Source organism: Brevundimonas nasdae, from assembly GCF_016654005.1.
Classification (GTDB): Bacteria; Pseudomonadota; Alphaproteobacteria; order Caulobacterales; family Caulobacteraceae; genus Brevundimonas; species Brevundimonas nasdae.
In genome coordinates this window covers 157177-181813 of the sequence record NZ_JAEPWN010000009.1, presented here as the reverse complement: position 1 = coordinate 181813, position 24637 = coordinate 157177, and the positions used below count along the sequence as shown (strand labels likewise).

Here is a 24637-nt window from a genome sequence, read left to right as displayed (position 1 = left end):
CCCACACCCCTTAGATGTTACTCATCGCTATTGCCGTCGTTCTGCTCCTTGTGGTGCTCAACGGCCTGTTCGCCATGACCGAATTGGCGGTCGTCTCGTCGCGGAGGTCGAAGCTCCAGGCGAGGGCGGAAAGAGGGGATCGGGGCGCGCGGGCCGCCTTGAAACTGTCCGAAGAGCCCACGCAATTCCTGTCGGCGGTTCAGGTGGGCATCACCCTGATCGGCATTCTGGCAGGCGCCTATGGTCAGGCGACCATAGCGGGCGAACTGGACCGGATATTGGAGCACGCCTTCCCGGCGCTGGCCGCCTACACCGAATTCTTCGCAACCGCCCTGGTGGTCGTGTGCATCACCTATGTGTCGCTGATCATCGGCGAACTGGTGCCCAAGCGCCTGGCGCTGATCTTCCCCGAGACGGTGGCGTCCAAGATGGCGGGACCGATCTCCAGCCTGGCGGTTGTGCTGAAGCCGTTCGTCATCCTGCTGACGGCCTCGACCTCGGGCATTCTGAAACTGCTGGGCGTCAAGGACCGCGACGGTTCGGATGTGACGCAGGAAGAGGTGGCGACGATTCTGGCCGAGGGCACGTCCGCGGGTCTGATCGAGCCGGAAGAACAGGTGATGATCGAGGAGATCCTGCGTCTGGGCGACCGCCCCGTGCGGGTGGCCATGACGCCCCGCCATGACGTCTTCTGGATTGCGCTGGACGACCCCGAGGAAGTGCTGCGCGAGGAAATCCGCACCTGCCCCTATTCCCGCATCGTTGTGGCGCGTGAGAGCGACGTCGATAATCCGTTGGGCGTGGTCCACAAGAAGGATCTGCTGGACGCCCTGCTGACCGACGGCAGGTTCGATGTCGAGCCTCTGGTTCAGGAGCCAGCCTTCATCCCGCAGTCGACCTCGGTGTTGAAGGCGCTGGAGATCCTGAAGGGGTCGAAGGTCCACATGGCCTTCCTGGTCGATGAGTTCGGCGCCTTTGAAGGCGTGGTCACCGCGACGGACCTGCTGGAGATGATCGCGGGCGACTTCAACGAAGGCCATGACGAAGAACAGGCCTGGATGCACCAGCGCGCCGACGGCAGCTGGCTGGTGGACGGCCAGACGGACCTGGACGACCTGGCCGACACCCTGGGCGAGGACTTCGGCGAGCATGAAGGCTTCCACACGGTCGCCGGACTGATTCTGCATCAGATCTCGCGCGTGCCGGATGAGGGCGAGATTCTTCAGGTCGGTCGATTCGAGGTCGAGGTCGTCGATATGGACGATCGACGCATCGACAAATTGATCTTCAAGGAACTGGTGAAAGCCCAGGATGAGAAGGCCGCCATAGCGGCGCATCTAGAAGAGTAGGGGATGAAGCCAGAACGCCCTTGAAATACCGGGCGGTGTCGGGCATACGCCCCCCTCTGGCGAACGCGCGGACCGGAAGGTTGGTGCGGTTGTCTAGGAGTTTAGCTCAGCTGGTAGAGCACCGGTCTCCAAAACCGGGGGTCGTGGGTTCGAGTCCCCCAACTCCTGCCAATCACCCCTGTCGCTTCCGGGTGGGACTTCCCATCTGGGGCGACAGGAACAATTGTTTGAAGAGCAGCTGATGGCCAAGGCCAAATCCCCAGGCAAGCGGCCCCAGGCCAACGCGAAGCCCCAAGTCGGCGCCAAGGCTCAGGCTGGCGCTGCGGGCGCCGCGATCACGGTTGATTCGCCCGAACCCAAGAAGCCGCGCCCGAGCGTGCCTCAGTTCATCGGTCAGGTGCGCGCCGAAGGCCGCAAGATCGTATGGCCCAGCCGCAAGGAGACCTGGATCACCTCGGTGATGGTCTTCATCATGGTCATCATTGCTGCGATCTTCTTCTGGATCGTCGACACCGGCCTTGGCTTCGCCTTCCGTTGGATCATCGGCCTCGGCTCGTAAGACGCCGCGTTCGTAAGGATAAAGAACCGTCATGACCGACGCAGCGCCCGCAAAACCTGCCAATCCGCGCCACAAGTGGTACATCGTTAACGCCTACTCGAACTTCGAAAAGAAGGTCGCCGAGCAACTGCGTGATCAGGCCAAGCAACAGGGCCTGGAAGACGCTTTCTCCGAAATCCTGGTTCCGACCGAGGACGTCGTCGAGATCCGTCGCGGCCGCAAGGTAAACTCGGAACGCAAATTCTTCCCCGGCTATGTGCTGGTGAAGATGGAGATGACCGATCAGGCCTATCACCTGGTCAAGAACACGCCGAAGGTCACCGGCTTCCTAGGCGCGGCAGGCGGCACCAAGCCCCTGCCGGTCTCGGAACGTGAAGTTCAGAACATCATCGGTCAGGTGGAAGAGGGCGTCGAACGTCCGAAGCCCACGATCCGCTTCGACATCGGCGAGAAGGTCAAGGTCATCGACGGCCCGTTCGCCAGCTTCGACGGTTCGGTCGAGAGCGTGGACGAAGAACACGCCCGTCTGCGCGTCGCCGTTTCGATCTTCGGCCGCGCCACGCCGGTCGAACTGGAATACGGCCAGGTCGAGAAGGTCGCGGGCTAAACCCCACGCCACTCAGAGATTTGAAGCCGCGCCTGGCAACGGGCGCGGCTTTTTCTTGCTCCGGGCGACGCCGGCCGTGCCGCCGTCATCCTCGGGCTTGACCCGAGGATCGGGTGGTCTGCAGCTTTGCGCTCTGGGCGATGCACAGCCCGATCCGCGTCCGGTCCTCGGGTCAAGCCCGAGGATGACGTAGTGGGGGAGTGAGCAACTCCCTGGTTTGCCTTTCGCGGCCCCCTCTGTTACACGCGCGCCTTCGCTCGGCGGGTCTCGATCCGCGGAGCGGCAAATCCGTGGGAGGCAGCCATGCCGCACCACGGCTCACCGGCCCGTCGTTCGTTCGTCGGGTCATTCATAGGAGAGACCAATGGCCAAGAAAATTCTCGGCTATATCAAGCTGCAAGTGCCGGCCGGTTCGGCCACGCCTTCGCCCCCGATCGGCCCGGCTCTGGGTCAACGCGGCGTGAACATCATGGGCTTCTGCAAGGAGTTCAACGCACGCACCGAGAAGGAAGCCAAGGGCACCCCGCTTCCGACCGTCATCACCGTCTATCAGGACAAGTCGTTCACCTTCGTCACCAAGACGCCCCCGGCGACCTGGTACCTGAAGCAGGCCACCGGCCTGAAGTCGGGTTCGAAGCTGGTCGGCCGTGAAGTCGCCGGCAAGATCACCGTGGCCCAGCTGCGCGAGATCGCCGAAAAGAAGATGAAAGATCTGAACGCGAACGACCTGGACGCCGCGACCAAGATCATCGAAGGCTCCGCCCGCGCGATGGGCCTCGAAGTGGTGGAGGGCTAATCCATGGCTAAGCAAACCAAGGCTCAAAAAGCCCGCACCGGCGTCACGCAAGACCTGCTGCCGTTCTCCGACGCCATCAAGCTGGCCAAGGAAAACGCCAAGGCCAAGTTCGACGAATCCCTGGAAATCGCGATCAACCTGGGCGTTGACCCGCGTCACGCCGACCAACAGGTCCGTGGCGTTGTGAACCTGCCGTCGGGCACGGGCCGTGACGTTCGCGTCGCCGTCTTCGCCAAGGACGCCAAGGCCGCCGAAGCCACCGCTGCTGGCGCTGAACACGTCGGCGCCGAAGATCTGTACGAAAAGATCGCTGGCGGCTTCATGGAGTTCGACCGCGTGATCGCGTCGCCGGACATGATGGCCCTGGTCGGTCGTCTGGGTAAGGTGCTGGGCCCGCGCGGCCTGATGCCGAACCCGAAGGTCGGCACCGTGACCCCGAACGTCGCGCAAGCCGTCAAGGACGCCAAGGGCGGCGCCGTCGAGTTCCGCGTCGAGAAGGCGGGCATCGTCCACGCCGGCATCGGCAAGACCTCGTTCACGCAGGACGCGCTGGAAGCCAACGTCAAGGCTATCGTGGACGCTCTGGTCCGCGCCAAGCCGTCGGGCGCCAAGGGCACCTATGTGAAGCGCATCAGCCTGTCGACCACGATGGGCCCGGGCTTCAAGGTCGATCCGGCCTCGCTGGGCGCCTAAGCCTTAGCGACAAGCTGAACTGTTGAAACGGCGGGGAGAAATCCCCGCCGTTTTTTCATGTCCGGCTGTTTGTCTTGAGCCTGTCGCAGTTCGTGGGACATAAAGTCTGTCTGTCCAACTGAACGACGGGTGTCACGTTGAAGAAACTGAGCTCCACACTGGCCATGCTGGCTGTGCTCGGCCTGGCGGCCTGCGGCGACAAGCCGGCCAAGACCGAGGCTGAAGCCACGACGGACGGCGCGGCCATGCAGGCCGGTGCAGACGCCAAGGCGCCGAGCGCCGTCGCCGCCAATGTCGATCTGAGCCTGATCCCCGTTTCGACCGCGCCGCTGGGCGCCTTCCCCTATGTGGGCGCGCCTGCAGGCTATGGCGTGCGTGACGAGAAGACGATGGACCTGGCGGCCTATCCGATCTGGACCGGAACCGGCTTCCAGACGGTGGAGGGCAAGGTCCATATGGCCAGCTCCGCCACGCCGGAGGACAAGACCTTTTCGCGGCTGGAGGTCCAGCGGAGCCTGGACGAGGCCGTCAAGGCGCTGGGCGGCGTGCAGATCGCCAACAGCGAGGCGCCGAACCCCGCGATTGATGAGCTGCCCCAGACGCTGCGAAGCGACATGAACCTGGGTCTGATGATCATCTACGGCAATCCGATCAGCGCCTATGTGATCCGCCGCCCGGACAAGACCATCTGGGTGCAGGTCATCGCCGACGCCAGCCAGGTCATCTGGACGGTCGTTGAGGCTCCGCCGCCGCCCGCGCCCCCGGCCAACTGATCCCAGGCTTGAATATGAAAACGGCCCCGGAGAGCGATCTCCGGGGCCGTTGTCCTTGGGGACGGACGAAGTCAGTCGGCTTTCGAGCCGTCAAACATGGTGTTGCCGTTGGCGGTCGGGGTGCTAGGGACGGACTGGATGACGTCGAAATGTTCGACGATCTTGCCGTTTTCGACGCGGAAGATGTCGACGATGGCCCGACCCGGATCGCTGGGCGTCTCCTGCGAATGGACGTGCAGGGCGACCAGATCGCCGTCGGCGATGACCCGATGGATGGTGGCGCGCGACTGGGGATTGTCGCGGAAGAAGCCTTCGAAATAGCCGTAGAAGGCCGCCGCGCCGTTCGGGACGCCCGGATTATGCTGGATGTAGCGGTCGCCGATATAGAGCCGCGCCGCCTCGGTCGGCTTATGCTGGTTGAAGGCCAGGTCGTAGAAGGCGGTGACGACGCGGGCGTTGGCCTCCTCCTGCGGGGTGCGGCTGCTGGAGGCGGCGGCCTGTTGGGCCGCGGCGGTCGAGGCGGGCAGGGCGGCCGCCGCCAGCCCGAAGGCGGCGACGGCGGCGATCAGCGGTCTCTTCATCGGGCGATCCCCTCAGTAGGCCGCGGTGAAGCGGGCGCGGCTGTGCTTGGGCTGCTCCAACTCATCGACCATGGCGATGGCGTAGTCAGCGAAGCTGATCCTGCTGTCGCCGTTGGCGTCGGTCAGCAATTGGTCGCCGCCAGTGCGGTAATGGCCCAGACGCGGCCCTTCCTCGATCAAGGCGGCGGGCGAGAAGAAGGTCCAGTCGATCTGGGTCTCGCCGCGCAGGGTCTTGAGGTAGTCGAGACCGCCGACAGCGATGGGCTTCCATTCCGCGGGGAAGGCCGGGGTGTCGATCAGCAGGACGCCGGGTGCGACCTCCAGGCTGGCGGCGCCGCCGGTGACCAGCAGGCGGGGCACGCCCGCCGTCTTCAGGGCCGCCAGGATGGCCTCGGCGGGAACGTCGAAATGCAGGGCGCTGATGACAGCGTCGGCGCCCTTGATCAGGCCGGGCAGGGCGGCGGCGTCAGAGGCGTCGCCTGCGACGGCGGTGACGCCGGATGCGGCGGGAATGGTTTCAGGTTTGCGGGCGATGGCGGTGACGGTGTGACCGCGCGCCGCCAGTTCCTTGGTGATCTCCGATCCGGCGCGACCGCTGGCGCCGAGGACTGCGACTTTCATGGAAGGCTCCTGTGGTATCCAATGGTGACTAGGTGTGCTACTGAATGCGACCATGCAAGACGGCACTTTCCACTCACCTGGTCACTCTGAAGAAACCTGGACGCGGGGCGACGTGTTCGCGTCCCAATGCCCAACGCGCCAGCTGCTGGATCGGATCGCTGATAAATGGAGCACCCTGATCCTGATTGCGCTTGGGCGGGGGCCGATCCGGTTCAATGAGCTGAAGCGGCGCATCGAGGGGGTGTCGCAGAAGATGCTGAGCCAGACCCTGAAGTCGCTGGAGCGCGACGGGCTGGTGTCGCGGACCGTGGTGGCGACCGTGCCCGTAACGGTGACCTATGCGGTGACGCCGCTGGGCCGGGGCCTGATCGCATCCATGCAGGCGATGATCGATTGGGCCGAGACGCAGATGCCGCAAGTGGCCCAGGCCCAGGCCGACTATGACGGGCGCATTTCCGCCCCCTGATGATTTTTTCTCGGTGGCGGCGAACCGTGGGGCGGCGACGGCGTTCTGACCCCACCTTGAAGGGGGCATGATGTTCGGTTTGGGTAAATCGAAAGGCGGTTCGGCCGCTGGCGGCCATGATCCGTGGAAGGGGCGGCTGGCGTTCGGCGCCATCGTTCTGGTGTCGGCCTATTTCGCCATTCAGCTGGTGGTGTCGCTGCAGACCCTGTGGCTGTTGATCTTCGGCGCCATCGTGGTGGCGGTGATCCTGCGGGCGCTGGCCGATCCGCTGGTGCGGTTTCTGAGGCTGCCCGATCCATTGGCGGTTTTCCTGTCGATGCTGATCGTCATCGGGGTTCTGGCCGGGCTGCTGGCGCTGTTCGGGGCGCAGATCTCCGAGCAGGTGACGACCCTGATCGCCATTGTTCCGCTGGGCTGGGCGCAGGTGCAGACCTGGATCGAGGCGCAACCCTATGCCGCCCAGGTGTTCGAGCAACTTCAGAACCTGGGCAGCCGAGCGGGCGAGGCGCTGCAGTTCGCGCAGAAGTTCGCCATCGGCATGGCGGCGGGCATCACGACCATGGTTCTGGTGGTGGTGGCGGGCGTCTTTCTGGCCATCGAACCCGCCAAGTCGCGCGAAGGCCTGCTGTCGGTGTTTCCGATGGACCGACGCGACCGCCTGCGTGAAGTGCTGAACAGCTGCGGCAAGGCGCTGAAGGGCTGGCTGAAGGCGCAGCTGTTCTCGATGGTGCTGGTGGGCACCCTGACCGGCATCGGTCTGGCCATCATCGGCGTGCCGTCGGCGCTGGGTCTGGGACTGCTGACGGGCCTGTCGCAGTTCGTGCCGATTGTGGGGCCGATCGTCTCGACCATTCCGTCAGTCCTGGTGGGCGCGACGCAGGGCTGGCACACGGCGGTGCTGGCCGTGGTGGTCCACATCGTCATCTCGCAGCTGGAGAGCAACTTCATCACGCCCTTGGTTCAGAAGAACGTGGCCAATCTGCCGGTCGTGCTGGGAATCTTCGCCGTAGTGGGAATCGGCACATTGTTCGGGCCGCTGGGCGTTCTGTTCGCCACCCCGATCGCCCTGGTGCTGCACACGATTGTAACCATGCTTTACCGCCAGGATGTGCTTGGAGACCCTGATGCAAAGGCGCCGGGCGAACGATAAAGCGAACTGTCCGTAGTCTGAAAACTTGACGGCGCGCCCCGTATCCTTTTTTGGGGGCGCGCGGTCGCCTGAAGGCGTCGCCTGATCGGGGATTGTCGGATGCTGAGCTGGTTCCAGGCCTTGTTGCCCAAGGAAGATAATTTCTTCCGCCTGTTCGACGCCCATGCGGCGACCCTGACCAAGGGCGCCGAGGCCATGCGTCGGATGCTGGATGGCGGCGACGAGACCGAGAAGTGGCGTCAGGACATCATCACCTATGAGAACGAGGCCGATGATGTGGCGCGCGAAGTCCTGTTCGCCGTGCGCCGCAGCTTCATCACCCCGTTCGACCGTTCCGACATCCGCGGCCTGACCAACTCGCTGGACGACGCCATCGACCAGATGCAGAAGACGGCCAAGACCATCGGCCTGTACGAGCAACGCGAGTTCGAGCCGAAGATGCGCGAACTGGGCGACATCGCCCTGTTGTGCGCCGTCAAGACGGTGGAGGCGGTCAGCCTGCTGCCGGCCATGCGCAAGAACCACGACCGCCTGAACACCCTGACCGAGGAAATCGCCACGCTGGAGAGCGACAGCGACACCCTGTACGACGAGGGCATGAAGGCGCTGTACGCCAAGCACCGCGAGGGCAACACCATGCCCTTCATCATCGGCGCCGAGATCTATGATCACCTGGAGAAGGTGGTCGACCGGTTCGAGGACGTGGCGAACCGCATCAACGGCGTGCTGGTCGAGCACCTCTGATCATCATGGATCACGCCCTCCTGATCCTGGTCTTCCTGATCGGCGTGGCCATCCTGTTCGATTTTCTGAACGGGTTGCACGACGCAGCCAACTCCATCGCCACCATCGTCGCCACGCGGGTTCTGCCGCCGGTGTATGCGGTGGGCTGGGCGGCCTTCTTCAACTTCATCGCCTTCCTGTTCTTCGGGCTGCACGTCGCCGACACCATCGGGCGGGGCATTATCGATCCGGGCGTGATTTCGGACCAGGTGATCTTCGGCGCCCTGATGGGGGCCATCATCTGGAATGTCGTGACCTGGCTGCTGGGCATACCGTCCTCCAGCTCGCACGCCCTGGTGGGCGGTCTGCTGGGCGCAGGCATCGCCAAGGCGGGCACAAGCGCGGTCGTGATCGCAGGCGTGGCCAAGACGGTCGCCGCCATCTTCCTATCGCCCGCCGTCGGCTTCGTGCTGGCCCTGATGCTGGTGCTGTTGGTGTCGTGGCTGTTCGTGAAGTCGAACCCGGCGTTCGCGGACCGCGTGTTCCGGGGGATGCAGTTCATCTCCGCCTCGGCCTATTCTCTGGGTCACGGGGGCAATGACGCCCAGAAGACCATGGGGATCATCGCCATACTGTTATATTCGCGCGGCATGCTGGGCGGCGAGTTCCACGTGCCGTTCTGGGTCGTGATCACCTGTCAGGCCGCCATCGCGCTGGGAACCCTGTTCGGAGGCTGGCGGATTGTTCACACCATGGGCTCGCGCATCACGCGCCTGTCGCCGCAGCAGGGCTTCTGCGCCGAGACGGGCGGGGCTATCACCTTGTTCGCCGCGACCAGCATGGGGATCCCGGTTTCGACCACCCACACCATCACCGGCGCCATCGTCGGCGTGGGCGCGGCCAAGCGGGTGTCGGCCGTGCGCTGGAACGTGGCGCGCAGCATCGTCACGGCCTGGTTCATCACCATGCCCGCAGCGGCGGCCATCGGCGCGATCTTCTACTTCGTCGGCGGATGGTTCCTGACGTGAGCGGGGCGAATCCCAAGCGCACAGTGCGGTCAGAGACGCGCCAGGTCGCGGCCCTGCCGTGGCGGCTGGAGGACGGCGAGCGCCGCATCCTGATGATCACCTCGCGCGAGACGCGGCGCTGGGTCATCCCCAAGGGCGGTCGGATGGTCGGCAAGACCGATCCCGAAGCCGCCGCGCAAGAAGCGCTGGAAGAAGCCGGGGTGAAGGGCGAGATCGACGGGCACTCGGTCGGCGTCTTCCGCTACGCCAAGGGCATGAAGGACGGCCGCCAGCGTCAGTGCGTGGTCTCGGTATATCCGCTGGAAGTGTTGATACAGTTGGGGGCCTGGCCGGAAGCGCACCAGCGTGAGCGCCGCTGGATGACGCCTGCCGAGGCGGCGGACGCCGTGCATGAGGCGGACCTGGCCGAACTGATCCGCGACTTCGCCGCCACGCCGCTGGCGTATTGAGCAACCTCAGGGCGATTTCGTCTGGTCACGCGCGCCGCCTCTGCCGATAGTCGGGCAGGGGAGAACCATATGCGCATCAGTCACGTCTTCATCGCCGTCGCAGCAACCCTGTGTCTGGCTGTGCAGCCCGCAGCGGCTCAGGATGCGGGGTTGGCGCAGCGGACGGCGCTGGCGGAACGGTTGATACGGGCGACTGCGGGGCCCAGCTTCACCAAGAGTCTGGAAAGTCTGATCGGTGAACAGGTGTCGGCTATCGAAGCGGCGGGGACGGCGGCTGGGGTGGGGCGGCAGGAGGCGGCCTGGATACGCGCCAATGCGCCGCGGATGCTGACGGCGATGACCAATCGGCTGTTGACCGATCTGGCGCCCCATTATGCCGAAATCTACACATCCGAAGAATTGGAGGCGCAACTCGCCTTTTACGAATCTCCCATCGGCCGCCTGATCGCCGCCAAGAGCTTTCAACTGGGCATGGCCACGCAGGAGGTGACGGAAGACAGCATGATCGCCTTCGTCACCGAGTTGCAGAGCAAATACTGCGCCCAGTTCAACTGTGACGCCGCCGCTTCGTCCGCATCCAAGGGGCGGCGCTGAGCGTCAGCCGTCCAGTTCGGGGTAGCGACGGAAGATGCCGTCCTCGTTGAACGGGATGCGGCGCGGGCTGTCCAGATAGGCGCGGATGCGGGGCAGGGCGGCGACCCGATCGCTGAGCGCCGCCACCTTGGGCGCGGTCTTCAATGTGCGCGCAGCCGCCTTGGGGAAGGCGTAGATCAGGCCCTCGACCACCTGGAACAGCGACAGGTCGGCGTAGGTCAGGCTTTCCCCGACCAACCACGTCGGGCCTGACGGATTGCGGGCCAGAACCTGTTCGGCCCAGCCGAGGAATTTGGGGATGCGATGATCGCGGAAGGCCCTGGCGCGGCGGGCGGCCTCGGGCTTCTGGTCGTCGTAATAGGCCATCATGTCGATGGGGTGGTGGGTGTCATGCACCTCCGCCACCAGGTCGGCGAAGGTCAGCTGGATCTGGTCCAGCCAGGCGCGGTCGGCAGGGTCGTCGGGCGCCAGGCCCAGTCGCGGGCTGAGCCAGGCGAGAATGGCGGACACCTGGCCCACGGTGCGGTCGCCCAGACGGACGAAAGGCGGTGCGAAGGGCGGCGTGGCCGCCTCCTGCATCAGCGCCATCATCGCCTCGCCGTCATCCTGACGCGAGACATCGACATAGTCGGCGCCCGCCGCCTCGAACGCCAGGCGCACAAACTCGCCGCGTCCCTGGATCGTGGGCCAGTAATAGAGTTCGTAGGCCATGGGCTGCGCGCCTTGATTTCTGTGATCGGTCCCTGTAAAAGCGCCGCTTCCCGTTGGAAGTTCATCTTCTGACGGTCCTGTCCGAGAACTTCGGGGCGTGGGGGTCACCCAGGCCGTAACTGTCAGAGAGCCTTCTGACGCCGTGGGGAGATGGGGACGCGAACTTGCCGCGCATCGGCCCGCACTCCGGGACGGACGCCGTCAGACGCATCCTTCGGACAATACGACCGGCTCGAACGCTTTGCAGCGATGCATGGCGCTTTAGCCAATCCGCCGTCGGGAATAAGCCCGTCGGCGAATACCAAGACTGGAGACCGCAATGGATCGCGCACAAAAAGCCGAGTCTATCGAATCGCTCAAGGGCGTGTTCGCCGACGCCGGCAGCGTGGTCGTGGCCCACAACCTGGGCCTGACCGTTGCGGAAATGGAAGATCTGCGTGGCCGTCTTCGTAAAGAAGGCGGCGCGTTCAAGGTGGTCAAGAACCGCCTGGCGCTGAAGGCGCTCGAAGCCGAAGAAGGCAGCGACTACCACGGCCTGTTCAAGGGTCCCGTGGGCATCGCATACGCCGAGAACCCCGGTACGGCCGCCAAGGTCGCCACCGAGTTCGCCAAAGCCAATGATCGCTTCAAGATCATCGGCGGCTTCATGGGCGAAACCGTCGTCGATACAAAGGGCGTCGAGGCACTCTCGAAGCTCCCGACCCTCGACGAGGTTCGTGGTCAACTCATCGGCCTGCTCAACGCGCCTGCGACCAAGATCGCCGGCGTGCTGCAAGCACCCGCCGGTCAGCTGGCTCGCGTGTTCAACGCCTACGCCACCAAGGAAGCCGCGTAAGCGGCCCAGCCTTTCATCTCTGCATCACTCTCTAAAACCAATCCTCCGAAGGAAAACTGACAATGGCCGACCTCGCCAAGATCGTCGAAGACCTGTCCGCACTGACCGTTCTGGAAGCTGCTGAACTGTCCAAGCTGCTGGAAGAAAAGTGGGGCGTTTCCGCTGCTGCTCCGGTTGCTTTCGCTGCCCCGGCCGCTGGTGGCGCTGCTCCGGCTGAAGCCGCTGAAGAGCAAACCGAGTTCACCGTTGTCCTGGTGGACGGCGGCGACAAGAAGATCAACGTCATCAAGGAAGTCCGTGGCGTGCGTTCGGACCTGGGTCTGAAGGAAGCCAAGGACCTGGTCGAAGGCGCTCCGCAGAACGTCGTCGAAAACGTTTCGAAGCAAACCGCCGACGAAATCGCCAAGAAGCTGACGGAAGCCGGCGCGAAGATCCAGATCAAGTAATCTGGTTCTCAGCATCTGCTGAAGATCGGAAAGGCCCCGAGGGAAACCTCGGGGCCTTTTCTTGTTTCGGGGCGGCTATGTGATCTTGGTCCAGTCGCCATTCAGACCAAAACTGTCCTTCCGGGGCGTCCGAAGGATGAACCCGGAACCCAGGACGCGCATATCCGGTGTTGAATGTGTCCAACAATGCGGTCGCAGTCCTGGGTTCCGGGTTCTTCGCTTCGCTCAGCCCCGGAAGGACGATCTGAGAATTCAGCCGACCGAATGTCGATCGCCTTGAGTTTTCAGACTGGGCTCTGATCCGATTGGAGATGGGCTGCTGTTCGGCCTCAGCGGCTGCGCGGCGTCAGGATGGCGCCCAGACGGTCGGGGGTGCCCTCGATCCGCTCAAGGCGCGGGTAGCGCAGGCCGTCGTGATAGTCGAAGGCGACGGTGCGGAAACGGTCGCCGGACTTGATCAGCAGTTCGATCTTGGCGTCCGTTCCCTTGGCGGCGGTGACGGCGTTGCGCAGGGCCTCGGCGGACCCGGCGACGCCGTTGACCGCGACCAGCTGCCAGCCCGCGCCGATGCGTTGTTCAAACGCAGGGCCGCCCCAGCGGATGTTGGTCAGGCGATCGCCGCTGAGGGTGAAGCCCAGCGAATACTGGAAATCATTGGCCCAACCGGTCTGGACCGCCTTTTCCGCCGCCGACGGCGTGTCGGTGTAGGTCAGCCGGTATCCGCCGCGCGTGATGCCCGCCAGAGGGGCGTGAGCGTCGGGGCCGACGGCGTCCAGCCGCCCGCGCAGGAAGCCGGTCCAGTCGTGCGGATAGACGGCGTTCAGGGCCGCGACCACCTGCTCGAACGTATAGCCCTGCGGCGCCCACTGGCCGTCGTCGTGGCCGAAGAAGGCGCGGGCGAAGTCGTCCAGGGATTTGCGGTTGTTGGTGCCCTCACGGATCAGGGTGTCGGCGTCCAGCCAGATCAGGGCGCTTTCGCGGTAGTAATCGCCGGTGCCGCGCATCCATGAGGTGAATTGGCCCGGCACGCGGTAGCCCAGCAGATTGTGGTTGTTGACGTCCTGAAGCGCGCGCCATTCGCGGCCGGGCTGGTTGTCATAGAAGGCGGCGATGGCGGCCAGGGTGGCCAGCGCCACCTCGCGGCTGTGCAGGCCCGCGCGGGCGGCCAGGACATCGCCCCAGTATTCGGTCTGACCCTCATAGACCCACAGCAGGGTGTTCTGGGTCGGGACGTTGTGGTTGGCGGTCAGTTCGTCCGCCGGACGCATGAACTTGCCGTTCCACGAGTGGGTGTATTCGTGGGGCAGCAGGCCCCGGTCGCCCTCGCTTTTGGACCAGTTGGTGAAGAAGTCGGGGGCGCCGGTGTTTTCCGAACTGCGGTGATGCTCCAGCCCGATGCCGCCCAGCTGGTTCGTCAGGGCGAACAGGAACTCGTAGCGGTCGAAGTGGCGGGCGCCGAACAGACGGTCGGCCTGCTGAACCATGTTCTTGAACAGCTTGATCTGATCGTCGGTGGCGGCCAGGCCCTTGGCCTCGTCGGCCAGGATGTTCAGATGGACGCGGTCACCTGTCGGGTCGATGTCGACGCGGCGATAGTGGGCGCCTGCGAAGACCGGGCTGTCGATCAGGGTGTAGAGGTCGGTCGTCTCGAACCGCGCCACATCGCCCTCACGCGCGGCGGTGGCCAGCGCGGTGCCGTACTGCCAGCCAGAAGGCAGGACGATGGAGGGGGCGACCTGAATCTGGCGGCTGTAGTGGCCCGCCGGATAGAGGATGGCCTTCTCCCACTGCAGATTGACCAGGGCCGGGGTCATGGTGACGCGCCAGTTGGAATTGTCCGGCTGGGTCAGCCACTGGAAGGCGACGTCGATGCTGGTCACGCCCGCCGGGATGTCCAGATGGAAGGCGTAAGGGTCCAGGGTGTCGCGCAGCCACTCGATCCGCTGGCCGTTGGCGGTCACGGTCAGGCCGGAGATCAGCTGGATCGGGCCGGTCGCAGCGTGGTTGCCGGGCAGGTATTTCGGATAGAGCAGGGTCAGCGGACCGGCCTGGGCGACCGGGATGGTCTGGGTCACATTGACGATGCGGCGGTCCACATCGGTGACGTCGGCGCGGTACTGGATGACGCCGGGATAGGGCCTGTCCTGCGGGACCGGAATGGCGGGCTGGGCGCGGGGCAGGGCCAGGGGCGCCTGGGTCGCATCGGCGATGATCGGGGTCGACTGGAAACTGTGCGCCAGGGCCGGGACGGCGGCGCCCGTCAGCAGAAGGGCGAGGCAGGCGGCGGGCAGGCGTGAACGCGACATCAGGTCATCCGGTATTGCAGCAGAGCTGCACCGTCGTGGGCGTCGGGGGCGGCGTCAAGGGACAGAAGGCCGCGAGGTCCTTGTCCGGAGTCCAAACGACACTCAGCCCAAAACCGTCATTCCGGGGCTGAGTGAAGCGAAGAACCCGGAATCCAGGGCTGCGATGCCGCCGCTGAATGCGTCTGCCGCTGGATGCAAAACGCCTGGGTTCCGGGTTCGTCCTTCGGACGCCCCGGAATGACGAGCCGTGAGGTCAGTCTGTGGCCATTGGACCTATCGCGTGCGCGGCGTCAGGATGTCGCCTAGACGGTCGGGCGTCCCGGGGATGCGCTCCAGCCGTGGGTAGCGCAGGCCGTCGTGGTAGTCGAAGCTGACGGTGCGATAGCGGTCGCCGTCCTTGACGATCAGGTCCACGGTCTTGGCCGGGTCTTTCGCCGCGGTGATGGCGGCGTTGATGCGATCCATATTGGCGGCCTCGCCATTGACGGCGACGATCTCCATGCCGACGGCCAGGCCAGCCTTGAAGGCGGGGCTATCCCACTGAAGGGCGCGAATGACATTGGCGCCCGTCGTCTGGATGCCCAGCGAGTAGGTGTAGTCGTTGCGCTTCAGCTCGGCGTACAGGGTCTTCTGATAGTCGGTCGGCGTGTCCGCATAGGTCAGCCGCCAGCCGCCGCGCACCAGACCGTCCAGAGGTGCACCGGGGCCGTGGCCGTCCAGGCGCGTGCGCAGGAAGGTCGCCCAGTCGTTGGAGACAACGCCGTTCAGGGCCGCGACGACATCCTCGAACGTATAGGGCTTGGGATCATAGCTGCCGTCCTCGACGCCGTAGAAGGCCTTGGCGAAGTCATCCAGGGATTTGCGGCCGTTGGTCTTTTCCCGGATCGTGGTGTCGACATCCAGCCAGATCAGCTGGCCTTCCGAATAATAGTCCTCGTCCCGCTGCCATGACAGCCAGCCCTTGGGCTGACGCTGGCTGATGATCGGGTCGTTGGTCGTGTCCTGCATGGCGCGCCATTCACGACCGACGCGATTGTCGAAGGTGGCGGCGGTGATGGCCAGGGAGTCCATCGCCTGCTGCTTGGTCAGCAGACCCGAACGGGCGGCGACGACCTGGCCATAATACTGCGTCTGACCCTCATAGACCCACAACAGGCTGTTCTGCAGCGGGCTGTTGAAGTTGGGGACGTACTGGTCGGCAGGGCGGCGCCATTTGCCATCCCACGAGTGGTTCATCTCGTGGCTGAGCAGGTCGCGGTCGCCCAGATGGGTGGCCCAGCCGGTGAAGAAGGCGGGATCGACCGAGTTCTCGGAACTGCGGTGATGCTCAAGCCCGATGCCGCCCAGCTTGTCGGTCATGGCGATCAGGAAGTCGTAGTGATCGAAGTGGCGCGCGCCATACAGGCGGTCCATCTGAACCACCAGATTGCGCAGGATCTGGATCTGCTCGTCGGTGGCGGCCAGACTGGCGGGATCGTCGGCGACGAAATTGGCGCGGACGGGCGAGCGACCGCCGGGATCAAGGTCGATCTGGCGATAGTGGGCGCCGGCGAAGATCGGGCTGTCGATCAGGACTTCCAGATTGACGGGCTTGAAGCTTTGAACATCGCCGTCCTTCTCCAGCGGCTCCAGCGCCGTGCCGAACCGCCAGCCGGTCGGAAGCTTGACCGTGGGCTGGAGCGTGATGTTCCGCGACCAGTGGCCTGCGGGATAGAGCAGCATCTTCTCCCACTGCACGTTCAGCATTTCCGGCGTCATGGTGATGCGGCCCTGATTGCCGGTCGTGGGCGACAGGTGCTGCATCCGGACCACGATCTCGGACGCGTCCGCCGGGACGGTCAGGTGGTAGGCGAGGGGGTGAAGCGTGTCGCGCACCCATTCCACGCGTTGACCGTTGGCGGTGATCTCGATGCCCGCTAACTGGGCGACCGGGCCGACCGGACCGTGGTTGCCCGGCAGCCATTCGGGGAAGAACAGGGTCAGGGGACCGGCGCTGGCGACGGGGATCGTCTCGGTCACCGAGAAGATGCGCTGGTTCAGATTGGTGGCGTCCACATCCAGCTTGATGACGCCCGGATAGGGCGCGTCGCGCACCGCAGGGATGGCGGGCTGGGGCGCGGGCAGGGCTGGCGGATAGGTCGATGCGTCCTGAGCCATGGCCGCAGAGGCGAAGGCGGCGGGGGCGGTCGTCGCCAGCAGAAGGGCGAAACCGGCGGCGCGCATGGCGGCGGGACGGATGATCTTCATTTCACGCTCTACGGATACTCAGGGGAAGGTGCGACCCTCTGCCGCAGGGGCGCCGTCGTCAAGTCCGTCAGGACGCGGGCTTCACTTCCAGCAGTTCGACGCTGAAACGCAGGGTGGAGTTGGGCGGAAGCTCGCCGCCGCCGACCCAGCGCGAGCCGTAGCCTAGCGAGGCGGGGATCACGAACTCATAGATTTCGCCGACGTGCATCAGGGCCACACCCTCGGTCCAGCCCTTGATGACGCGGTTCAGCGGGAACTCGGCCGGTGCGTTGCGGGCGTAAGAGCTGTCGAACTCGCGTCCGTCGATAAAGGTCCCGCGATAGTGGACCTTGACCGTGTCGGTCGCGGTGGGCTGGGCGGCGTTCGGATGCGCCTTGCCGACGCGACGATATTGCAGGCCGCTCTCGGTCGTGGTCCAGCCGCGACGGGCGCCGTTCCAGTCCAGATAGGCGATATTGCCCGCATCCCACACCTCCTGCGGCGACAGCGACGCCTGGCCCTCGACCTGAGAAGCGGCGCGCGCGGCGGCGGCGGCCGTCTCGGCATAGGTGACCGGCTCACGCTTGGTCGCGCAGGCGGACAGGGCGCCGGAAAGGGCGACGGCGGCGATCAGGGGCAGGGCGATGCGATTCATGGCGGTGACGCTAGGGCTGAGAGTGATGCGCGTCCAGTCAGTGAGCGGCGAGCGCGGCTGCGACACGGGACTGGAAGTCCGGCTGGGCGCCGACATCGCCGTGACCGGCGTCCGGGAAGACCAGACGATCGACGGTGACGCCCTCGGCCCTGAGATCGCGGACAAGCTTCTGGCTGAGCGCGGGCGGCAGGGTGGTGTCGTGGCTGGCCTCCAGCACCACGACCGGGCCGGCGTAGCCCTTTAACGCAGTGGGCACATCTACGGCGGCCAGATTGGGGGCCAGGTTGATGCGGATGAACGGACGGGCCCAACCCGCTGCGTTTTCGACAACGGCGCGGGCGTTGGGGGTCGTGGTCTCCAGCACCACGGCGTCGGCGCGGACGTGCTGTACGATCTGAGGACAGACGATGCCGCCCAGCGAATGGCCCCAGGCGATCAGCTTGCGGCCTTCGGCGTCGGCCTGGGCGCGGGCGACATCGGCGACCGCTCTGGCGGTGGCGATAAAGGCTTCATATTCGGCCGGACCCGGCGTTTCGCCAGAGCCGGGATAGTCGAACATCAGCACGTCGCCGAAGGGCGTCAGCTTGGCGGCGGTCAGGCCTGCGGCGGCGCTGCGCCGGAACATGTTGCCCCCGCAGAACAGGATCAGGGGCGTGTCGGTTCGTCCGGTGCGCACCCGCGTCGCGCCGATGGTTCCGCCCGCATAGGGAATGGTGAAGGTGTCGGCCTGGAAACGCATCGGCGCGTCTGGCGGCAGGACGATCTTCTCCGCCTGCATCCGGGTGTCGGGATAGAAGAAGGCGTCTTCGGGCACATTGACCGCCTTGCAGGCCGACAGAGCCAGGGTTGAAACGGCGATCAGGCCAAGCCGGCGTGTGTTCATGCGAAGGCGTCTCCCTTGGCGATCATGGATGACGCCAAGGGCGGAACTGTCAATGCAGCGGCGTCAGGTCAGGCGGGCTTGAGCCAGGACTGGCAGGCGGCGCGGGCGTCGGCGTCGGTCTGGGCGGCGCAGGCTTCGGCGATGCGTCCGCGCAGGCGCTCCAGCACGGCGGCGCCGTTGTTGGCGCGGCTCCAGTCGGTCAGGCTCTTGCCCAGGGTGTCGAACCGCTGGCGCGTGCGCTGGTGATAGCTGTCGGGCTGGCCGGACAGTTCGCCGATGACCTGACCGGCGGCGGTCTCAATGACGGTCTTGTCGCGCGGGGTCAGGCGAATCAAGCCGTCGACATAGAGGACGCCCCACTGGGCGCGGGTGGCGGGGCCTTCGGCGGTCTCATAACCCTTGCGCAGCCAATCGACGGCGGCGGCCTTGTCCCCGCGCGCCTCGGCGAGATCCGCCAGTTCTGGCATATAATAATACGGGGTCTTGGACTTCTGGAGTTCGGCGGTCAGCAGGGCCTCGGCGCCCGTCTTGTCGCCTGCTTCGGACAGAAGGTTGGCGGCGGTGCTGATGGTGGACTGACGCTCATAGGCGGTCTTGGCGGACTGGTCGGCCCAGGCCGCGCGCTGGCGCACCTTGTCGCGCAGAGCAGTGGGAACGGCGGCGTCCTTGCCTGCCTGGGCGCGGAAGACGGCGATGTCGGCATAGGTGGTCGAGAGCCGGTCCTGGGTTCCCAGAGTGGCGTCGTCATAAACGCGGTCCAGCGCCTGGATCAGGGCGGCGGACAGGCGGGCGCGTTCCGGTCCGGCGGGAGCTGCTGCCTTGATGACGTCGACGCCGCTGTAGATCAGGGCGCCGCGATTGGCGCGGACCTCGGCGGGACTGGACAAGACGGCGTCCAGCAGGGCGCGGACCTCGGCCTGACGCGCGGCGGGCAGGGCGGGCGCGTCCTTGGGGCGCTGGGCCAGGGCGGCTAAGGCGAAACGGTGCTGCAGGATCAGGGTGGGCGCGGCCCTGGCCAGTCGTTCAAGAACGCCGGTCGCCTCATCGGGCTTGACCAGACGGCCCGCATCCACCGCCCAGCCGTATTCGGACAGCAGGGTCCAGTCGTCGGCGGACAGGCGGCCGGGATCAGCCAGGGCGCGTTGCAGCAGTTCGCTGGCGTTCGGACCGCCACGCTGGGCGGCCTTCAGCACGGCCTCGACCTTTTCAGGATCGCCGCCGCCCGATAGGCGGGTGATCTCGGTCCGGTCGGGGCGCAGGACGATCAGGGTCGGATAGCCCTTGATGCCGAACCTCTGGCCCCAGGCCTGGGCGCCCTTGGAGTCGCCGTCCAGATAGACGGGGATGAAATCGCGGGTGCGGGCGACAAACTCCGGGTCCTGGAACAGGCCAGCCTTCAACTGATTGCAGGGCGGGCACCAGACCGCGCCCCAATAGAGAAGCACCGGCTTGTTGGCTTCTGCGGCCTCGGCGAAGGCGTCTTCGACATCGCCCTCGCGCCAGTCGATCTTGTGCGCCTCTGCGCCCGCGGCGGCGGCGGCGGCGGCGGGATCGGCGGGCTTGTCCGGCTGGCCGCAGGCGGCGACGGCGAGGACGGAGAGGGCGGCGAGCGAGGCGAGGAGTGGGCGCATCTGTCTAGGGACGCGATCCGCCGGGCCTGGAGCAAGCGAGAAAACCTGACGTTCCGGCCAAAGAAACTGACAAAAGAAATTGGGGATAGGCGCCAAGTTCGAATTTGACTTCTGCGAGGGTCTTTATTTTGCCGAAGAAGCGCGTATATGTGCGCCTCCCCGCAACACTCCAATTGAGTCTGCGCGTTCAGCGCCGAGGCCCGGTCCGTCGCCCTCCGACCGGAGCGAAGGCGCGGCTCCTTCCCAGGGAGCCGGTACATTTCAGGCGTCCTGGCCCGGCAGCGGGCCGAGGGTGGATGCCGAAAAAACTGGCTGCGGACGTGGAAACGCGTGCCGTGGCTGCTGCATTTCACGCATGGTTTTCCCGGACCGTGCGCATGGGAAACACTGAATGACCGACGCCTCCCACGATCTCGCCATCAACGGTCAGATCGCTTCCGCCACCTCGTTCACCGGCAAGAAGCGCATCCGCAAATCCTTCGGGCGTATTCCCGAAGCGGTGCAGATGCCGAACCTGATCGAGGTTCAGCGCGCCTCCTACGAACAGTTCCTGCAACGCGAGGTCCGTCCGGGCCAGCGCAAGGAGCAGGGCATCGAAGCGGTCTTCAAGTCGGTGTTCCCGATCAAGGACTTCAACGAACGCGCGATCCTGGAATACGTCTCGTACGAGTTCGAAGATCCCAAGTACGACGTTGAAGAGTGCATTCAGCGCGACATGACCTATGCCGCGCCGCTGAAGGTCAAGCTGCGCCTGATCGTGTTCGAAACCGACGAGGAAACGGGAGCCCGTTCGGTCAAGGACATCAAGGAGCAGGACGTCTATATGGGCGACATCCCGCTCATGACGGACAAGGGCACCTTCATCGTCAACGGCACCGAGCGCGTGATCGTCTCGCAGATGCACCGTTCGCCGGGCGTCTTCTTCGACCACGACAAGGGCAAGACCCACTCCTCGGGCAAGCTGCTGTTCGCCGCCCGCGTGATCCCGTACCGCGGTTCGTGGCTCGATTTCGAGTTCGACGCCAAGGACGTGGTCTATGTCCGCATCGACCGCCGCCGCAAGCTGCCCGCCACGACCTTCCTGATGGGTCTGGGCATGGACGGCGAAGAAATCCTGAAGACCTTCTACGAGACCGTGCCTTACGAGAAGCGCGGCGAGGGCTGGGTCACGCCGTACAAGGCCGAACGCTGGCGCGGTGTGAAGCCGGAGTTCGATCTGGTCGACGCCGACACCGGCGAAGTGATCGCCCAGGCTGGTCAGAAGATCAGCGCGCGCGCCGCCAAGAAGCTGGGTGAAACAACCACCTCGCTTTCGCTGGCCGCTGACGCCCTGGTCACCAAGTATCTGGCCAACGACGCCGTCAACTACGAAACCGGCGAAATCTACGCCGAAGCCGGCGACGAACTGGACGTTCCGACCATCGAAGTGCTGGAGCAAAACGGCTTCACCACCATCGAAGTGCTGGACATCGACCACGTCACGGTCGGCGCCTACATGCGCAACACCCTGCGCGTGGACAAGAACGACAACCGTGAAGACGCCCTGTTCGACGTCTATCGCGTGATGCGTCCGGGCGAGCCGCCCACCCCTGAGGCTGCCGAAGCCATGTTCAACTCGCTGTTCTTCGACAGTGAACGCTACGACCTGTCGGCCGTCGGCCGGGTCAAGATGAACATGCGTCTGGAGACCCCTGAGGTTTCGGACGAGATCCGCGTCCTGCGCAAGGACGACGTGCTGAAGGTGCTCCAGATCCTGGTCGGCCTGAAGGACGGCCGCGGCGAGATCGACGACATCGACAACCTGGGCAACCGTCGCGTCCGTTCGGTCGGCGAGCTGCTGGAAAACCAGTACCGCGTCGGTCTGCTGCGCATGGAGCGCGCCATCAAGGAGCGCATGTCCTCGGTCGATATCGACACGGTCATGCCGCACGACCTGATCAACGCCAAGCCTGCCGCCGCTGCGGTTCGCGAGTTCTTCGGTTCGTCGCAGCTGTCGCAGTTCATGGACCAGACGAACCCGCTGTCGGAAATCACCCACAAGCGTCGCCTTTCGGCGCTTGGCCCGGGCGGTCTGACGCGTGAGCGCGCTGGTTTCGAAGTCCGCGACGTTCACCCGACCCACTACGGCCGCATCTGCCCGATTGAAACGCCGGAAGGCCCGAACATCGGTCTGATCAACTCGCTGGCCACCCACGCGCGCGTCAACAAGTACGGCTTCATCGAGAGCCCGTATCGTCGCGTGAAGGACGGTCAGGCTCAGAACGAGGTGGTCTACATCTCGGCCATGGAAGAGTCGAAGTACACGATCGCTCAGGCCAACATCGAACTGAAGAACGGCCAGATCGTCGAAGAACTGGTTCCAGGCCGGATCAACGGTGAATCCCAGCTCCTGAACAAGGACGCCGTGGACATGATGGACGTGTCGCCGAAGCAGGTTGTTTCGGTCGCTGCGGCCCTGATCCCGTTCCTGGAAAACGATGACGCCAACCGCGCACTGATGGGCGCGAACATGCAACGTCAGGCCGTGCCTCTGGTGCAGTCGGACGCGCCGCTGGTCGGCACCGGCATGGAAGCGGTCGTGGCTGTGGACTCCGGCGCTGTCGTGGTCGCGCGTCGTGACGGTGTTGTCGAACAGATCGACGGCACGCGTATCGTCGTGCGCGCCACCGGTGACGTGGACGCCGCCCGTTCGGGCGTCGACATCTACCGCCTGTCGAAGTTCCAACGCTCCAACCAGTCGACCTGCATCAACCAGCGCCCGATCGTGCGCGTGGGCGACCAGGTGAAGTTCGGCGACGTCATTGCTGACGGCCCGTCGACGGACCTGGGCGAACTGGCGCTGGGCCGCAACGCCCTCGTCGCCTTCATGCCCTGGAACGGCTACAACTTCGAAGACTCCATCCTGATCTCCGAGCGCATCGTGCGCGACGACGTCTTCACCTCGATCCACCTCGAGGAATTCGAAGTGATGGCGCGTGATACGAAGTTGGGCCCGGAAGAAATCACCCGCGACATCCCCAACGTCGGCGAGGAAGCCCTGCGCAACCTCGACGAAGCGGGCATCGTGGCCATCGGCGCCGAAGTCCAGCCGGGCGACATCCTGGTCGGCAAGGTGACGCCGAAGGGCGAAAGCCCGATGACCCCGGAAGAGAAGCTGCTGCGCGCCATCTTCGGCGAGAAGGCTTCGGACGTCCGTGACACCTCGCTGCGCCTGCCGCCCGGCGTCGCCGGCACGATCGTTGACGTTCGCGTCTTCAACCGTCACGGCGTGGACAAGGACGAACGCGCCCTGGCCATCGAACGCGCTGAAATCGAACGTCTCGGCAAGGACCGCGACGACGAGCTCAAGATCCTTGAGCGCAACGTCTATGGCCGCCTGAAGCCGCTGATCATCGGCAAGAACGCCGTGTCGGGTCCGAAGGGCATCGGCCGCGGCGAACTGACCGACGAGAAGCTGGCCGAAGTCAGCCGCGGCCTGTGGTGGCAGATCGCTCTGGACGACGAGAAGACCCAGGGCGAACTGGAAGCCATGAAGCGTCAGTTCGAAGACGCCCGCAAGCAACTGGACCGTCGTTTCGAAGACAAGGTCGAGAAGCTGCAGCGCGGTGACGAGCTGCCGCCTGGCGTCATGAAGATGGTCAAGGTCTTCGTGGCCGTGAAGCGCAAGCTGCAGCCGGGCGACAAGATGGCCGGCCGTCACGGAAACAAGGGCGTCATCTCCAAGATCCTGCCGATCGAGGACATGCCGCACCTGGAAGACGGCACCCACGTGGACGTCGTTCTGAACCCGCTGGGCGTGCCGTCGCGCATGAACATCGGCCAGATCTTCGAAACCCACCTGGGTTGGGCCGCCGCTGGCCTGGGCAAGCAGATTTCCGGTCTGCTGGAAGCCTGGCAGCAGGGTGGTCAGAAGCAGGCCCTGATCGACCGCCTGACGCATATCTACGGCGAGGACACCCCTCTGCCGCAGGATGAGGAAGAACTGGTCGAGCTGGCCCGCAACCTGTCCAAGGGCGTGCCCTTCGCGACCCCAGTCTTCGACGGTGCGCACATCGGCGACATCGAACGTCTTCTGGAAGAAGCTGGTCTGAACAAGTCGGCCCAGTCGATCCTGTACGACGGCCAGACCGGCGAGCAGTTCAAGCGTCCGGTCACGGTCGGCTACATCTACATGCTGAAGCTGCACCACCTGGTCGACGACAAGATCCACGCCCGCTCCATCGGCCCGTACTCGCTCGTCACCCAGCAGCCGCTGGGCGGTAAGGCGCAGTTCGGCGGTCAGCGCTTCGGGGAAATGGAGGTCTGGGCTCTGGAAGCTTACGGCGCCGCCTACACCCTGCAGGAAATGCTGACGGTGAAGTCCGACGACGTCGCCGGCCGGACCAAGGTTTACGAGGCCATCGTCCGTGGCGACGACAGCTTCGAAGCCGGCATTCCCGAGAGCTTCAACGTTCTCATCAAGGAAATGCGTTCGCTGGGTCTGAACGTGGAGCTGGAGAACAGCTGAGCCGGATCAAAGCCCTCTCCCGCCAAGGCGGGGGAGGGCGGTCCCGCC

General features: G+C 65.0%; 23 protein-coding genes and 1 tRNA gene. 16 read left to right on the top strand and 8 right to left on the bottom strand.

The window, feature by feature from the left end; translation table 11 throughout:
* The first annotated feature begins 14 nt into the window (after positions 1-14).
* From JKF87_RS14260 to JKF87_RS14230, 7 genes are all read left to right on the top strand, one after another.
* Positions 15-1349 (top strand): hemolysin family protein, encoded by a 1335-nt coding sequence (locus JKF87_RS14260; protein ID WP_201100557.1) that lies wholly within the window; start codon positions 15-17, stop codon positions 1347-1349.
* Between the two features lie 95 nt (positions 1350-1444).
* A tRNA-Trp gene (locus JKF87_RS14255) sits at positions 1445-1520 on the top strand.
* 70 nt (positions 1521-1590) lie between these two features.
* Positions 1591-1908 (top strand): preprotein translocase subunit SecE, encoded by a 318-nt coding sequence (gene secE / locus JKF87_RS14250; protein WP_201100556.1) that lies wholly within the window; start codon positions 1591-1593, stop codon positions 1906-1908.
* 31 nt (positions 1909-1939) lie between these two features.
* Complete coding sequence (nusG, locus tag JKF87_RS14245; RefSeq protein ID WP_201100555.1) at positions 1940-2515, top strand: transcription termination/antitermination protein NusG; 576 nt, start codon at positions 1940-1942, stop codon at positions 2513-2515.
* A gap of 364 nt (positions 2516-2879) precedes the next feature.
* Positions 2880-3311: a 50S ribosomal protein L11 gene (gene rplK / locus JKF87_RS14240; RefSeq protein WP_054765996.1), complete on the top strand. Its 432-nt coding sequence runs from the start codon at positions 2880-2882 to the stop codon at positions 3309-3311.
* A 3-nt stretch (positions 3312-3314) separates the two neighbouring features.
* Complete coding sequence (gene rplA, locus JKF87_RS14235) at positions 3315-4004, top strand: 50S ribosomal protein L1 (RefSeq protein WP_201100554.1); 690 nt, start codon at positions 3315-3317, stop codon at positions 4002-4004.
* Positions 4005-4141: 137 nt separating this feature from the next.
* Positions 4142-4777 carry a hypothetical protein gene (locus tag JKF87_RS14230; RefSeq protein WP_201100553.1) on the top strand — a complete coding sequence of 212 codons (636 nt, stop codon included), beginning with the start codon at positions 4142-4144 and terminating at the stop codon, positions 4775-4777.
* Positions 4778-4848: 71 nt separating this feature from the next.
* Here JKF87_RS14230 and JKF87_RS14225 read toward each other — a convergent pair whose 3' ends face one another.
* Positions 4849-5358: a nuclear transport factor 2 family protein gene (locus JKF87_RS14225; RefSeq protein WP_201100552.1), complete on the bottom strand. Its 510-nt coding sequence runs from the start codon at positions 5356-5358 to the stop codon at positions 4849-4851.
* A 12-nt stretch (positions 5359-5370) separates the two neighbouring features.
* The gene (locus JKF87_RS14220) at positions 5371-5979 is read right to left on the bottom strand and encodes an NAD(P)-dependent oxidoreductase (protein ID WP_201100551.1); all 609 of its coding nucleotides are present in this window, start codon (positions 5977-5979) and stop codon (positions 5371-5373) included.
* Between the two features lie 52 nt (positions 5980-6031).
* On the opposite strand from JKF87_RS14220, the gene JKF87_RS14215 reads away from it, so the two are divergent.
* From JKF87_RS14215 to JKF87_RS14190, 6 genes are all read left to right on the top strand, one after another.
* Positions 6032-6445: a winged helix-turn-helix transcriptional regulator gene (locus JKF87_RS14215; protein WP_201100550.1), complete on the top strand. Its 414-nt coding sequence runs from the start codon at positions 6032-6034 to the stop codon at positions 6443-6445.
* Between the two features lie 67 nt (positions 6446-6512).
* Positions 6513-7595 (top strand): AI-2E family transporter, encoded by a 1083-nt coding sequence (locus JKF87_RS14210; RefSeq protein WP_201100549.1) that lies wholly within the window; start codon positions 6513-6515, stop codon positions 7593-7595.
* A 99-nt stretch (positions 7596-7694) separates the two neighbouring features.
* Positions 7695-8339, top strand: a complete 645-nt coding sequence (locus tag JKF87_RS14205) for a DUF47 domain-containing protein (protein ID WP_201100548.1) — start codon at positions 7695-7697, stop codon at positions 8337-8339.
* 5 nt (positions 8340-8344) lie between these two features.
* Positions 8345-9346 (top strand): inorganic phosphate transporter, encoded by a 1002-nt coding sequence (locus JKF87_RS14200; RefSeq protein WP_201100547.1) that lies wholly within the window; start codon positions 8345-8347, stop codon positions 9344-9346.
* Positions 9343-9795, top strand: a complete 453-nt coding sequence (locus JKF87_RS14195) for an NUDIX hydrolase (RefSeq protein WP_307418113.1) — start codon at positions 9343-9345, stop codon at positions 9793-9795. Before JKF87_RS14200 ends, JKF87_RS14195 begins: the two co-directional genes overlap by 4 nt.
* Positions 9796-9864: 69 nt before the next feature.
* On the top strand, positions 9865-10389 hold the full coding sequence (locus tag JKF87_RS14190; RefSeq protein ID WP_201100545.1) for a DUF2059 domain-containing protein: 525 nt from the start codon (positions 9865-9867) through the stop codon (positions 10387-10389).
* Positions 10390-10392: 3 nt separating this feature from the next.
* On the opposite strand, the gene JKF87_RS14185 is transcribed toward JKF87_RS14190, so the two are convergent.
* Positions 10393-11100 (bottom strand): glutathione S-transferase, encoded by a 708-nt coding sequence (locus JKF87_RS14185; protein ID WP_201100544.1) that lies wholly within the window; start codon positions 11098-11100, stop codon positions 10393-10395.
* A gap of 319 nt (positions 11101-11419) precedes the next feature.
* Here JKF87_RS14185 and rplJ point away from each other — a divergent pair, with 319 nt between their 5' ends.
* Complete coding sequence (rplJ, locus tag JKF87_RS14180; protein WP_201100543.1) at positions 11420-11935, top strand: 50S ribosomal protein L10; 516 nt, start codon at positions 11420-11422, stop codon at positions 11933-11935.
* A 62-nt stretch (positions 11936-11997) separates the two neighbouring features.
* Positions 11998-12381 (top strand): 50S ribosomal protein L7/L12, encoded by a 384-nt coding sequence (rplL, locus tag JKF87_RS14175; protein WP_201100542.1) that lies wholly within the window; start codon positions 11998-12000, stop codon positions 12379-12381.
* Between the two features lie 329 nt (positions 12382-12710).
* On the opposite strand, the gene JKF87_RS14170 is transcribed toward rplL, so the two are convergent.
* The 5 genes from JKF87_RS14170 to JKF87_RS14150 all read right to left on the bottom strand — a co-directional run bounded on the left by JKF87_RS14170 (position 12711) and on the right by JKF87_RS14150 (position 20082).
* Positions 12711-14687, bottom strand: a complete 1977-nt coding sequence (locus JKF87_RS14170) for a M61 family metallopeptidase (protein WP_201100541.1) — start codon at positions 14685-14687, stop codon at positions 12711-12713.
* A gap of 273 nt (positions 14688-14960) precedes the next feature.
* Entirely contained in the window at positions 14961-16934 is a 1974-nt protein-coding gene (locus JKF87_RS14165) for a M61 family metallopeptidase (protein ID WP_236261390.1), read from the bottom strand.
* Between the two features lie 67 nt (positions 16935-17001).
* Positions 17002-17568, bottom strand: coding sequence for an FKBP-type peptidyl-prolyl cis-trans isomerase (locus JKF87_RS14160; RefSeq protein WP_201100540.1), 567 nt, complete (start codon positions 17566-17568; stop codon positions 17002-17004).
* A gap of 37 nt (positions 17569-17605) precedes the next feature.
* The gene (locus JKF87_RS14155) at positions 17606-18451 is read right to left on the bottom strand and encodes an alpha/beta hydrolase family protein (protein ID WP_201100539.1); all 846 of its coding nucleotides are present in this window, start codon (positions 18449-18451) and stop codon (positions 17606-17608) included.
* Positions 18452-18519: 68 nt separating this feature from the next.
* Positions 18520-20082, bottom strand: a complete 1563-nt coding sequence (locus tag JKF87_RS14150; protein WP_201100538.1) for a thioredoxin family protein — start codon at positions 20080-20082, stop codon at positions 18520-18522.
* A 391-nt stretch (positions 20083-20473) separates the two neighbouring features.
* On the opposite strand from JKF87_RS14150, the gene rpoB reads away from it, so the two are divergent.
* Positions 20474-24589, top strand: a complete 4116-nt coding sequence (gene rpoB, locus JKF87_RS14145) for a DNA-directed RNA polymerase subunit beta (protein ID WP_201100537.1) — start codon at positions 20474-20476, stop codon at positions 24587-24589.
* Positions 24590-24637: the final 48 nt, after the last annotated feature.